Source organism: Ensifer sp., assembly GCF_035999135.1.
Lineage (GTDB): Bacteria > Pseudomonadota > Alphaproteobacteria > Rhizobiales > Rhizobiaceae > Ensifer.
In genome coordinates, this window is sequence record NZ_DASYGZ010000093.1 from 1 (window position 1) to 12375 (window position 12375).

Sequence of the window (12375 nt, forward strand, 5' to 3'; positions counted from 1 at the left end):
ACGGCGGCGACGCGCGCTGATTTTCTCAGATCAACAGAAACTGCAAGAACCATCGGATATTCCCGTTCCACTCTGCGGGCATGGACCCCGCCAGACATGCGCTTTTAGAGCAAGTTACCTTGAGACCGCAACGTCATGATCAGTGATTCATGCAAATTTGTGGCAGCCCCATCATGAAAATGCCGGCCTCTCGGCCGGCGACTGGAGGAGATGACATTTTTTTTGTTATGCGGACCAGGGCGCGAAGCCCGGAGCAGCAACTGCAACCATATCGCGCGCGCGAGTACGCTGGCGCGGACTTGCGGTTTCAACGACCTCGTAGGCCGAGGGATCGCTGAGCAGCGCCTTCAATGCGTTGGCGTTCATCTTGTGGCCGCCGCGATAGGAGCGGTAGCAACCGATGAACGGCGCACCGGCCAGCGACAGGTCGCCGACCGCGTCGAGCGTCTTGTGACGCACGAACTCGTCCGTGTAACGCAGGCCTTCGACGTTGATCACCGTGTTGTCGTCGGAGATGACGACCGAGTTTTCGAGCGACGAGCCGAGCGCAAAACCGGCGGCCCACAGACGCTCGACGTCGCGCATGAAGCCGAAGGTGCGGGCGCGCGACAGTTCGGCCTTGAACACGGCAGGCGTCATGTCGCCCTTCCAGGCCTGGCGGCCGATCAGCGGGCAATCGAAGTCGATCTCGACCTCGAAGCGCATGCCGTCATAGGGCGTGAACTCCGACCAGGAGGCGCCTGATTCGATGCGCACCGGCTTGACGATACGGATGTAGCGACGCTTGACCGCAAGGGCGCGAACGCCCACCTGCTCGATCGCATCGATGAAGGGTTCGGAGCTGCCGTCCATGATCGGCATCTCGGCACCGTGCACTTCGACCGTCAGGTTGTCGAGGCCGAGTGCGTAGATCGCCGCCATCACATGCTCGATGGTCGCGATCGAAGTCGCCGGCGACATGCCGAGAACGGTGCAGAGGTCGGTGTTGCCGACCTGCGAAGAAACTGCCTTGAACTCGCTTACCCGGCCATTGGCAAGCACGCGCTGGAAGACGATGCCCGCATCGGCTTCGGCCGGATGGAAGGTGATCGACACTTCCGCGCCGGAATGTACGCCAATTCCCTTCAGCGTTGCCGGGTTTGCAATCGTCGTCTGAAACCCGAGGAGTTCGATACCCATTCTCGTCACTTTCAATACTTGTGGCCGTTGGCCAAAACAGTCTGGCGGACGCCGCACGCTTCAGGGCACAGATAAGATGCCCGAGAGTTTCGGCGCAAAGGCCGATCCTCCGCGTTTCGAACAGACAGCGCTGGATCGAATCGCATGCGTCCCCAATTTCGATACTGAAAATAGGAGTTTGGAGGCACCATTCCAAATCACTGTTCGTTTCGCTTTGTTACGCATTTGCGACGGTCCGTAACATTCACTCAAACAACTGAAAATGATGAAGAAAATGCAAAAATGCCCGGGCAGTTGCCCGGGCACTCGGCAAGGTGAAGGAACGGGCCTTCCAATCAGTTCGACTGACGGCGCAGGAACGCCGGGATTTCGAGCTGATCATCTTCTTGCGGGCGCGCCGCCTGCGGCGAAGCGCGACCGTGATCGTCAAGCTGGCCGCGACGCGGCGCATAGAGGCTCGCTTCCGGCGAGAGCGGCCGGCGCTGCTGCGAGGCAGCGCTCGGAGCGGATGCCGTCATGTCGGCGGCAGCCGTCGTCTGTTCTCGGTCACGCAGGCCGAGCGAGCTGGTGATGCGGTTCAAGAGACCCATCGGGCCGCGTTCTTCCTGGATCGGCGCTGCCGGCTGTGCACGGCGGTCCATCTCGGCCTTCACGACCGGCGGAAAATCTTCCACCTTCGGCATGCGGACCTGTTCCGGCTGCTGACGCATGACCGGAGCGACGGGTTCCTGGCGCATAACCGGCTGCGGCTGAGCCTGAACCGGCTGCATCTGCGGCTGCGGCTGACGCATGACCGGAGCGGCTTCTACCGGTGCAGCCCCGGCGAAAAGCTTGCTCTGGGGACGAAAGTTGTCCTCATGCGCCGGCTGAACCGGAGCCTGGACCTGTGCCTGGGCGGCGCGGGTCGCAATGTCGAGCTCGCGCTCCATCTCGGCTTCGCGGATTGCTGCGGCGATGTGATCGACGGAAGCCTGCGGCTGCACCGGCTGCTGGACCTGCTGGGCAATCGGCTGCTGTATCACCGGCTGGTGAACCGGAGCCGGCTGGTGCTGGGCGACAGGCTGGTGCTGCGGGGCAGGAACTGCGGCCGCCGGACGCACGACCGGCTTTGCTGCTACCGGACGAAAGTCGGCGGAACGACCCGCCACCTCCGCAGCCGTGCGGTCGATGCCGGTGGCGACGACCGAGACGCGGATGAGGCCTTCGAGGTCTTCGTCGAAGGTGGCGCCGAGGATGATGTTGGCATCCGGGTCGACTTCTTCGCGAATGCGGGTGGCTGCTTCGTCGAGTTCGAACAGCGTCAGGTCACGGCCGCCGGTGATCGAGATCAGCAGGCCCTGGGCGCCCTTCATCGAGGTTTCGTCGAGCAGCGGGTTGGCGATCGCGGCTTCGGCTGCGGCCAGTGCACGGCCTTCGCCCGACGCTTCGCCGGTGCCCATCATGGCGCGGCCCATCTCGCGCATCACCGAACGGACGTCGGCGAAGTCGAGGTTGATCAGGCCTTCCTTGACCATCAGGTCGGTGATGCAGGCAACGCCCGAATAGAGAACCTGGTCGGCCATCGCGAACGCATCGGCAAAGGTCGTGCGGTCGTTGGCGATGCGGAAGAGGTTCTGGTTCGGGATGACGATCAGGGTGTCGACCGACTTCTGCAGTTCGGCGATGCCCTGGTCGGCGAGACGCATGCGGCGTGCGCCTTCGAAATGGAACGGCTTGGTGACGACGCCGACCGTCAGGATGCCCTTGTTGCGGGCGGCCTGGGCAACGATCGGGGCAGCACCCGTGCCGGTGCCGCCGCCCATGCCGGCGGTGACGAAGCACATGTGGGTGCCGTTCAGGTGGTCGATGATCTCGTCGATGCACTCTTCGGCGGCCGCGCGGCCGACTTCCGGCTGCGAACCGGCGCCGAGACCTTCGGTCACGGCAACACCCATCTGGATGATGCGTTCGGCCTTGGTCATGGTCAGTGCCTGGGCGTCTGTGTTTGCGACGACGAAGTCGACGCCCTGGAGGCCTGCGGTGATCATGTTGTTGACGGCGTTGCCGCCACCGCCACCGACGCCAAAGACGGTGATGCGGGGCTTCAGCTCGGTGATATCCGGCTTCTGCAAGTTGATAGTCATAGTCCCGTTCCTTCTGTTTTCTGGCCGCCTTGCCGAGCCGGCCAAATCCTTCAAAGTCTTAAGTTGCCTTCACCCGGCCCCGTCCCTGTCGGCGCCGGTCTTCACTCAAAAGCTTTCCTTCAGCCACTGGCCCATGCGGGCGATGCGGCCGTTGCCGGCGCCGAGCGCCGAGAACATGCCGCCGTGAGAGGCATGGGTCTCGAGGTCGGCGACCTGCGGATAGATCATCAGGCCGACCGCCGTCGAGAAGGCCGGACCCTTGGCAGCCGCCGGCAGCCCGGAAACTCCGAGCGGACGGCCGATGCGAACATTGCGGGCGAGGATGCGCCTTGCTGCTTCCGGAAGCCCGGTCAGCTGGCTGGCGCCACCCGTCAGAACGATGCGCTTGCCGACGATCGGGCTGAAGCCCGAGCGCTGGATGCGATCGCGGATGAGTTCAAGCGTCTCTTCGATGCGGGCGCGAACGATGCGCGAGACGAGCGCGCGCGGCACATGCGTCGGCTGGTCGCGGTCGTCCTCGCCGATCGGCGGAACCGAAACGATGTCGCGTTCGTCGGCGCTGTTGGGGAGCGCCGAGCCGTGCACGACCTTCAGCCGTTCCGCGTCTTCGATGCGGGTCGAAAGACCGCGCGCAAGATCGGTCGTCACGTGATGGCCACCGAGGCTGACGGCGTCGGCATGAACGAGCTTGCCTTCGGCGAAAACCGAGATCGTCGTCGTGCCACCACCCATGTCGATCGCGGCACAGCCGAGCTCGACCTCGTCGTCGACCAGAGCGGCAAGGCCGCTGGCGTAGGGGGTTGCGACCATGCCCTCGACCGAGAGATGCGCGCGGTTGACGCAGAGTTCGAGGTTCTTCAGCGCTGCCCGTTCGGCGGTCAGCACGTGCATGTCGACGCCGAGAACGTCGCCGAACATGGCAAGCGGATCGCGGATGCCGCGCTCGCCGTCGAGCGAGAAGCCCGTGGGCAGCGAGTGCAGGATGGCGCGGTCGGAGCGCAGCGACTGCTGGCCAGCGGCCGACAGAACCTTGCGCAGGTCGTTGGCGTCGACTTCCTGGCCACCGAGATCGATCGTCGCGGTATAAACGTCGCTCTGCAGGCGGCCCGCCGAAACGTTGACGATCAGGCTGTCGATGGTGAGGCCGGCCATGCGCTCGGCGGCATCCACCGCCAGCCGCACGACGCTTTCGACTGCATCGAGATCGGCGACGACGCCGTTCTTGACGCCGCGGGATTTCTGGTGGCCGATGCCGATGATCTCGACGCTATGCGTGCGGTTCGGCAGGATCTGGCTTTCGGCGCGCGGCGTCAGCCGGCCGATCATGCAGACGATCTTGGTCGAGCCGATATCCAGCACCGAAACAACATGAGACCGCTTGGAATTAAGCGGCTTCAGGCGTGGCAGGCCAAAGCTGGAGGAACCGAACAGACTCATATGCGGCCTTCTTTCTTCTTTTCGGTCTCCTGCGCCTTCAGCATCTTGTCCCTCGCCTTCAAGGCAACTTCGCGCCGGGTCACTGCGTCCGGCGTCAACTGAACTGTGGTTCTGTCTTCGAGCCTCAGGTCCACGGCGGCGATGTCGCGCTCGAGGAGCTGGTGCCCGCTTTCCATTTCGGAGAGCACTTTCATCGCCCGGGCGACGTCGTGTTCCGGAAGCTTGACCACGATGCCGTTGTCGAGGCGCAGGTCCCAGCGGCGGCCGGCCACGCGCACGAAGGCCTTGACCCGCGAGCGGATCTCCGGCCAGCGGGAAAATTCGTCGTAGAAGTCGGCAGCTGCCGTCTCGGCGTCGCGGCCGACAAACAGCGGCAAAGCGGCAAACTTGTTGTCGCGCAACGGCGCGATCACGCTGCCGCTGCGTTCGATCAGCGAAAGATCCGAGCCGTGCTGCCAGATGCCGAAGGCCTTGCGCTCGGTGAGGCTCACTTCGATCGTGCCGGGGTAGACCTTGCGCACCGTCACGCCCTGGACCCACGGCATTTCCGCAATCAGCTTGCGCGCCTCGGCGATATCGAGCGCCACCAGCGAGGTGGTGCCGTCGAGGCCGAGCTGCTGCAGGATGTCGATCTCGGAGGTCTGGTCGTTGCCGGAAACCTTGACGTCCTCGATCGCGAAACCCGCGGCCGTGGTCGAGGCCTGGGCGAAATTCTGTGTGTGGCCGCCGAGCGACATGCCGTAAAGGCCGGTCGCCGCAAAGAAGGCGAGCGCCGAGATCGTGCCGGTATAGGCCGGGAAGCGAACGCGCCCCGCACCAAGGCTGACGAAGAAGCGAACGACGCGACGAAGCGGCCGCGGCAATACGCGCGCGCCGTCGACATCGACGGCGACGTCGCCATCGAGGTGACGAACCCTCCTGCCCCTTCTGCCCCTCAACGCAAACACGATGCGTCCTCCACCATCCAACTCAAAAACTCGCCGAAGCTGTAGCCGGCATGCGCGGCCATCTCGGGCACCAGGGAGGTTGGTGTCATGCCGGGCTGGGTGTTGATTTCCAGCCAGATCAGTTCGCCCTGACCGGAGGAACTGTCATCGAAACGAAAGTCGGATCGGCTGACGCCGCGGCAACCGATTGCCTGATGCGCCTTCAGAGCGAGTGTTTGTATTTTTTGGTAAATATTTGGTGAAACCTGCGCCGGAATGACGTGGCGCGAGCCGCCTTTTACGTATTTGGAATCATAATCGTAGAAGGCATGGCCCTGCGGAATGATTTCCGTCACGCCAAGGGCCGTATCGCCCATGACGCCGCAGGTCAGCTCGTGGCCCGCGACGTAACGCTCGACCATGATTCGGTCGCCGTAGCGCCACTCGTTCGACGTCACGACCTGCGGCGGATGCGACTGGTCTTCCTTGACGATAACGACACCGAAGCTCGAGCCTTCGCTCACCGGCTTGACGACATAAGGCGGCTTCATCGGGTGCTTCGGACCGAAGGAGCGGCGATCCATCACCAGCGCGTCGGCGACCGGAATACCGGATGCGGCGGCAACGTGCTTGGCCTGCGCCTTGTCCATGGCGAGCGCCGAGGCCAGTACGCCCGAATGGGTATAGGGAATTTCGAGATATTCCAGGATGCCCTGGATTGTGCCGTCCTCGCCGAACGGACCGTGAAGGGCATTGAAGGCGACGTCCGGACGCAGGGCCGCCAGCACTTCGGCAACGTTACGATCGACGTCCACCCGCGTGACGCGATAGCCGGCAGCCTCCAGCGCATCCGCACAGGCAGCCCCGGACGACAGGCTCACCGGTCGCTCCGAAGAAAATCCGCCCATCAGGACAGCCACATGCTTGCCGTTCATTCAAACCCCCAGACAATACGCCAATATCGCAAGGTTTCCTTGCGTCTGGCTGGTTCCGGGCTTTTCGAGTCACCGGCGCCATGGGGCCACTAGAGCGTCATTATGGTTAACGAACCGTTTACTTTCGTTAACCTTAGTCGGGAAATGAAACGGGTCACGCGCGCATAAGCGCATGGACGACAAGGCATTTTAGCGGGAGATCAAAGGGTTGCGGAGCAATCCTGAATCTAATGCATAAAGAGAAGAAAAAATGAAAAAACCCGCCGCAACGAGCGCGGCGGGTTTCTTGCATGACCGGCCTGAAGCAGGATCAGTCGTCGTCGCCGACGATCTTCCAGACGATGCCGGCGATCGCCGCGCCGATGATCGGCGCCACCCAGAAGAGCCACAATTGCTGGATCGCCCAGCCACCGACAAACAGCGCCTGCCCGGTCGAACGAGCCGGATTGACGGACGTGTTGGTCACCGGGATCGAGACCAGGTGGATCAGCGTCAGCGCCAGGCCGATCGCGATCGGGGCGAAGCCGGCGGGCACGCGGCCATGGGTGGAACCGAGAATGATGAACAGGAAGAAGAAGGTCAGGACCACCTCGGCGACCAGCGCCGCCGTCAGTGAATAGCCGCCCGGCGAATGCTCGCCATAGCCGTTGGCGGCAAAGCCGCCGAGCTGGAAATCGGCCTTGCCGCTGGCGATCACGTACAGCACCGCGGCGGCCGCGATCGCGCCCAGCACCTGCGCGATGACATAGCCGATAAGGTTCGACGCCGGGAACTTGCCGGCGACCGTCAGCCCGACGGAAACGGCCGGATTGAAATGGCCGCCGGAAATACCGCCGACCGCATAGGCCATGGTGAGCACGGTCAGACCGAAAGCGAAGGAAACGCCGAGCAGGCCGATGCCGACCTCAGGAAAGGCAGCCGCCAGAACCGCGCTGCCGCAACCACCGAAAACGAGCCAGAATGTACCGAGAAATTCCGCAGAAAGCTTCTTGAACATGCATTCGCTCCTGAAAAACGAAGCCGATCGCTTCGGCGCCGAGAGTTTGCCACAATTTGATTCCGGTCAAGCGCGGTTGAGCGGTGGGACGGAGTACTCGCTTGCGACGAAATTCACCCTCAGCATCGCAGGTCGGCAAAGGGTTCGGCGACGACCTGATGATCGTCCTCATAGATGACATAACCGATCCTTGCGGCCTTCAGCAGTTCGATGGCGACCCCATGCCGCGTCAGCAACTCGGCCAGTTCGAACGCCTTGTCCAGATGCTGCCGTGCCGTCGGCTTGAACCAGCTGAGCCCCTTGGCCTGTCGCCAACGGTCGTTTTTCGACTTCGTGCGATTGAACCGCGGCGGTATTTTCAGGTTTTGGCGAAACCACGCCAGCAGATCCTCCAATTGACCATTTGAAAAGGCATCAAGGTCCGAGCTCCCCCGTAGCGCATAGGCGGCGACGAAAAAGCCTTCGCGCGAAGCCATCCCCTTCACCGGAAAACCGTGAACAAATCTCATAAACATGCCTTTTGCTAACGCAACTTTTAATAGGCATCAACACATGAAAGCACGCAGTGTTCGCAATTGCCTAAATGACAGCACATCGCGCCAATGCAGCCGACAAGCCATGCGGCGGCGGAATAATGCTGCGCACCCCGGCCGAATCGTTCGCACTTCTTACGATCTCAGGGTTCCAACAGGCGAAAACTTGCGTTAGAACGCCCCGACCGCCTCCCAAGACGGCATGACAATCATATCAGGAATGACAACAATGACAGACGCGACACACTCCCTGTCGCCGAAGGATAGCGCGTTGCAGACGCCGGCAGTGAACTCCCCTGCCCGGGTGCTGTTCGCCAGCCTCGTCGGCACGACCATCGAATTCTTCGACTTCTACGTTTACGCCACCGCCGCGGTGCTGGTGTTCCCGCACCTGTTCTTCCCGGCCGCCGATCCGACCTCGGCAATGCTGCAGTCCTTCGCGACCTTCTCGATCGCCTTCTTTGCCCGCCCCTTCGGCGCGGTGATCTTCGGTCATTTCGGCGACAAGGTCGGCCGCAAGGCGACGCTGGTCGCAGCGCTGATGACTATGGGCATCTCCACCGTCGTCATCGGTCTTCTGCCGACCTACGAGACCATCGGCGTCGCAGCACCGCTGCTTCTCGCGCTGTGCCGCTTCGGCCAGGGTCTCGGGCTCGGCGGCGAATGGGGCGGCGCAGTGCTGCTTGCCACCGAAAACGCGCCTGAAGGCAAGCGCAGCTGGTACGCCATGTTCCCGCAGCTCGGCGCCCCGATCGGCTTCCTGCTGTCGGCCGGCACCTTCCTCATCCTCGGCGAAGTCATGAGCAACGAAGCCTTCCTCGCCTGGGGCTGGCGCGTGCCCTTCATCGCCAGCATCCTGCTCGTCGCCGTCGGTCTTTATGTTCGCCTGAAGATCACCGAAACACCGGAGTTCCAGAAGGCCGTCGACAGCCATGAACGCGTACAGGTGCCGATCGCCGAGATCTTCCGCTTCCACAAGCGCAGCCTGGTGCTCGGCACGTTCGTGGCGCTCGCGACCTTCGTGCTCTTCTACCTGATGACGGTGTTTTCGCTCTCCTGGGGCACGGCCAAGCTCGGCTATTCGCGCGAGCAGTTCCTGGTGGTGCAGATGACCGGCGTCGTGTTCTTCGGCCTGATGATCCCGGTCGCCGGCATCCTGTCGGACCGCTACGGTCGCCGCCTCGTCCTGATCCTGTCAACGATCGGCATCGGCGTCTTTGGCCTGTTCATGGCGCCGCTTCTTGCCGGCGGCCTCGGTGGCGCCTTCCTGTTCTCGATCATCGGCCTTGGCCTCATGGGCCTCACCTACGGCCCGATCGGGGCAGCCCTTGCCGCGCCGTTCCCGACCTCGGTGCGCTACACCGGTGCGTCCATGACCTTCAACCTCGCCGGCATCTTCGGCGCGTCGCTGGCGCCCTACATCGCCACCTGGCTCGCCACCAACTACAGCCTTAATCACGTCGGCTACTATCTGCTCGCCGCCGCCGCCATCACGCTTTTGTGCCTGCTGCTGTCGACGGAAGACGAGGTTTCGGCCTGATATCGGACTGGCCGCGCCCGGCGCGGCCAGCAACGAACATGAAGGGCCGCAGCGGCGACGCTGCGGCCCTTTGCGTTTACGATGCAGCCCAGCCCCCTCCCGAGTTTCAGTGAGGCCAACGCCCTCTCTTCCCGTCATCCTCGGACTTGACCCGAGGATCGATTCCCATGCCAGGCTCATCTCACGGCTGGACCATGGATGCTCGGGTCAAGCCCGAGCATGACGGAGGATGAGCGAACGCCATCACCCCAAGCAAAAAGGGCCGCAGCGTTTCCGCCACGGCCCTTCTCAAATAGTGTATCCGCTCAGCCTTACGCGATGCCGCGGCCGAGGAATTCCTTGATCTCGTAGCCCGGCATGAAATTGCCGATACGCTTGATCTCCCATTCGAGCCGAACGCCCGAATGCTCGAGCACGCGCTGACGCACGGTTTCGCCGAGATATTCGAGCTCGTAGCCGCTGGCCTGGCCGGTGTTGATCATGAAGTTGCAGTGCAGCGGCGACATTTGCGCACTGCCGATCATTAGCCCGCGGCAGCCGGCCTCGTCGATCAGCTTCCACGCCGAATGACCCTCGGGGTTCTTGAAGGTCGAGCCACCAGTCTTCTCGCGGATCGGCTGCACCGTCTCGCGATGCTGGCGCACGGCGTCCATGTCGGTGCGGATCTTGTTTTTGTCCTCGGCATACCCTTCAAACACCGCATGGGTGAAGATCAGATCCTTCGGCGCCGACGAATGGCGATAGTCATAACCCATGTCAGCATTGGTCAGCACATGCTGGTTGCCCTGACGGTCGACAGCGTGGACTTCGACCACCCGCTCGCGGGTCTCTGCGCCATTGGCGCCGGCGTTCATGCGCAACGCGCCGCCGAGCGAGCCCGGGATGCCATAGTAGAAGTAGAAGCCGCCGATGCCGTGGTCGAGCGCCATGGCCGCGATGTTCTTGTCCGGGCAGATGGCGCCCGCCTTGATTCGGTTTTCGCCGACAAGCTCCAGGTCACCAAAACCCTTGGCCGAGAGGCGGATGACAACGCCGGGGATGCCGCCGTCGCGCACCAGGAGATTTGAGCCGACGCCGACGACCGTGATCGGCACTTCGGCCGGGACCAGCTTCAGGAAGGTGACGAGATCGTCCGTGTCATGCGGCTGGAACATCAGCTCGGCAAGACCGCCGGCGCGGAACCAGGTGACGCGATCCATCGGCGCATCCGGTGTGATCCGGCCGCGCACCGCGCTGACACCGCTTCCGAGCGCATCGAGTAGTTTCTGACCGTTGACCTGTTTCATGCTCAATTTCCTGAATTATCCGCGAGTTCCTTTGGCAGGGCAGCAGCCCAGTAGGTGATGCTCCCAGCCCCCAAGAGAACCACAAAATCGCCGGGCTGTGCAATCTTGCTGACAACCGGCGCGATCGCCTCCGGACCGGAGACATAACGGGCGTCGCGATGACCGCCGGCCTTGATGCGATCCACCAGCTCCTCGGCGGTTGCGCCGGGGATCAGATCCTCGCCGGCCGCGTAGACGGGCGCAATCAGGATCGTGTCGGCATCGTTGAAGCAGGCGGAAAAATCTTCAAACAGGCTCGAAAGGCGCGAGTAGCGGTGCGGCTGGTGCACGGCGATGATTCGGCCCTGGCAGGCTTCGCGCGCCGCCCTCAAGACCGCCTTGATCTCGACCGGATGGTGGCCATAGTCGTCATAGACGCGCACGCCGTTCCATTCGCCCGTCAGCGTGAAGCGACGCTTGACGCCGCCGAAGGAGGCAAGCCCCTTGGCGATCGCCTCCGGGCTGACGCCCAGGCGCTGGGCAACCGCGATGGCGGCCGTCGCGTTCGAGACGTTGTGGCGGCCCGGCATCGGCAGGCGCAGGTCCTTCATCGTGATCACCTGACCGGTACGCCGGCGGCGGATCTCGATGTCGAAGACGGAGGTGGCGCCGTCCATGCGGATGTTGTGGAAGCGCACGTCGGCCTGCGGGTTCTCGCCGTAGGTGACGACCTTGCGGTCCTCGATCTTGCCGACCATCGTCTGCACTTCCGGATGGTCGAGGCAGAGCACGCCGAAGCCGTAGAAGGGCACGTTCTCGACGAACTGGCGGAAGGCGGCGCGCACGGCGTCGAAATTGCCGTAGTGGTCGAGATGCTCAGGGTCGATGTTGGTGACGACGGCGACGTCGGCCGGCAGCTTCAGGAAGGTGCCGTCGGATTCGTCGGCCTCCACCACCATCCACTCGCCCTCGCCCATGCGGGCGTTGGTGCCGTAGGCGTTGATGATGCCGCCGTTGATGACGGTCGGGTCGAGGTTGCCGGCTTCAAGCAGCGCCGCGACCATCGAGGTGGTCGTCGTCTTGCCATGGGTGCCGCCGATCGCGATCGCGTTGCGGAAGCGCATGAGCTCGGCCAGCATCTCGGCGCGGCGCACGACGGGAAGGAACTTTTCGCGGGCGGCGATCAGTTCCGGATTGTCCTTCTTGATCGCCGTCGACACGACGATCACCTCCGCCTCGCCAAGGTTCTCGGCCTTGTGGCCGACAAAAACCTCGATGCCCTTGGCACGCAGCCGCTGGACATTGGCGCTGTCGGACTGGTCGGAGCCCTGCACCTTGTGCCCGAGATTGTGCAGCACCTCGGCAATGCCGCTCATGCCGATGCCGCCGATACCGATGAAATGGACCAGCCCGATGGTTTTCGGCATTTTCATGAGCGTG

The 12375-nt window shown here is 63.1% G+C and carries 10 protein-coding genes; 1 reads left to right on the forward strand and 9 read right to left on the reverse strand.

The window, feature by feature from the left end; genetic code table 11:
• Positions 1-225: 225 nt before the first annotated feature.
• The 7 genes from lpxC to VGO12_RS11055 form a co-directional block, all read right to left on the reverse strand.
• The gene (lpxC, locus tag VGO12_RS11025) at positions 226-1179 is read right to left on the reverse strand and encodes a UDP-3-O-acyl-N-acetylglucosamine deacetylase (protein ID WP_327512793.1); all 954 of its coding nucleotides are present in this window, start codon (positions 1177-1179) and stop codon (positions 226-228) included.
• Positions 1180-1514: 335 nt separating this feature from the next.
• Positions 1515-3302 carry a cell division protein FtsZ gene (gene ftsZ, locus VGO12_RS11030; protein ID WP_327512794.1) on the reverse strand — a complete coding sequence of 596 codons (1788 nt, stop codon included), beginning with the start codon at positions 3300-3302 and terminating at the stop codon, positions 1515-1517.
• A gap of 105 nt (positions 3303-3407) precedes the next feature.
• A complete protein-coding gene (ftsA, locus tag VGO12_RS11035; RefSeq protein WP_327512795.1) occupies positions 3408-4739 on the reverse strand; it encodes a cell division protein FtsA in 1332 nt (443 codons plus the stop codon).
• On the reverse strand, positions 4736-5686 hold the full coding sequence (gene ftsQ, locus VGO12_RS11040; RefSeq protein ID WP_327512797.1) for a cell division protein FtsQ: 951 nt from the start codon (positions 5684-5686) through the stop codon (positions 4736-4738). Before ftsQ ends, ftsA begins: the two co-directional genes overlap by 4 nt.
• Entirely contained in the window at positions 5674-6600 is a 927-nt protein-coding gene (locus tag VGO12_RS11045) for a D-alanine--D-alanine ligase (protein WP_327512798.1), read from the reverse strand. Before VGO12_RS11045 ends, ftsQ begins: the two co-directional genes overlap by 13 nt.
• A 310-nt stretch (positions 6601-6910) precedes the next feature.
• A complete protein-coding gene (gene aqpZ / locus VGO12_RS11050) occupies positions 6911-7597 on the reverse strand; it encodes an aquaporin Z (RefSeq protein ID WP_327512799.1) in 687 nt (228 codons plus the stop codon).
• Positions 7598-7716: 119 nt separating this feature from the next.
• Positions 7717-8073 carry a hypothetical protein gene (locus VGO12_RS11055; protein ID WP_327512800.1) on the reverse strand — a complete coding sequence of 119 codons (357 nt, stop codon included), beginning with the start codon at positions 8071-8073 and terminating at the stop codon, positions 7717-7719.
• 286 nt (positions 8074-8359) lie between these two features.
• On the opposite strand from VGO12_RS11055, the gene VGO12_RS11060 reads away from it, so the two are divergent.
• The gene (locus tag VGO12_RS11060) at positions 8360-9670 is read left to right on the forward strand and encodes an MFS transporter (protein WP_327512801.1); all 1311 of its coding nucleotides are present in this window, start codon (positions 8360-8362) and stop codon (positions 9668-9670) included.
• Between the two features lie 311 nt (positions 9671-9981).
• Here the strand turns inward: VGO12_RS11060 and murB are convergent, their stop codons facing one another.
• Together murB and murC are read right to left on the reverse strand one after the other, a co-directional pair.
• Entirely contained in the window at positions 9982-10956 is a 975-nt protein-coding gene (gene murB, locus VGO12_RS11065) for a UDP-N-acetylmuramate dehydrogenase (RefSeq protein ID WP_327512802.1), read from the reverse strand.
• Between the two features lie 2 nt (positions 10957-10958).
• Complete coding sequence (gene murC, locus VGO12_RS11070) at positions 10959-12368, reverse strand: UDP-N-acetylmuramate--L-alanine ligase (RefSeq protein WP_327512803.1); 1410 nt, start codon at positions 12366-12368, stop codon at positions 10959-10961.
• Positions 12369-12375 lie beyond the last annotated feature (7 nt).

Bases quoted from the DNA above. Each gene is read 5' to 3' on its own strand.
- ftsA (WP_327512795.1), bottom strand. From the start codon at position 4,739: ATGAGTCTGTTCGGTTCCTCCAGCTTTGGCCTGCCACGCCTGAAGCCG.
- aqpZ (WP_327512799.1), bottom strand. From the start codon at position 7,597: ATGTTCAAGAAGCTTTCTGCGGAATTTCTCGGTACATTCTGGCTCGTT.
- murC (WP_327512803.1), bottom strand. From the start codon at position 12,368: ATGAAAATGCCGAAAACCATCGGGCTGGTCCATTTCATCGGTATCGGC.
- VGO12_RS11055 (WP_327512800.1), bottom strand. From the start codon at position 8,073: ATGGCTTCGCGCGAAGGCTTTTTCGTCGCCGCCTATGCGCTACGGGGG.
- lpxC (WP_327512793.1), bottom strand. From the start codon at position 1,179: ATGGGTATCGAACTCCTCGGGTTTCAGACGACGATTGCAAACCCGGCA.
- murB (WP_327512802.1), bottom strand. From the start codon at position 10,956: ATGAAACAGGTCAACGGTCAGAAACTACTCGATGCGCTCGGAAGCGGT.
- VGO12_RS11060 (WP_327512801.1), top strand. From the start codon at position 8,360: ATGACAGACGCGACACACTCCCTGTCGCCGAAGGATAGCGCGTTGCAG.
- VGO12_RS11045 (WP_327512798.1), bottom strand. From the start codon at position 6,600: ATGAACGGCAAGCATGTGGCTGTCCTGATGGGCGGATTTTCTTCGGAG.
- ftsZ (WP_327512794.1), bottom strand. From the start codon at position 3,302: ATGACTATCAACTTGCAGAAGCCGGATATCACCGAGCTGAAGCCCCGC.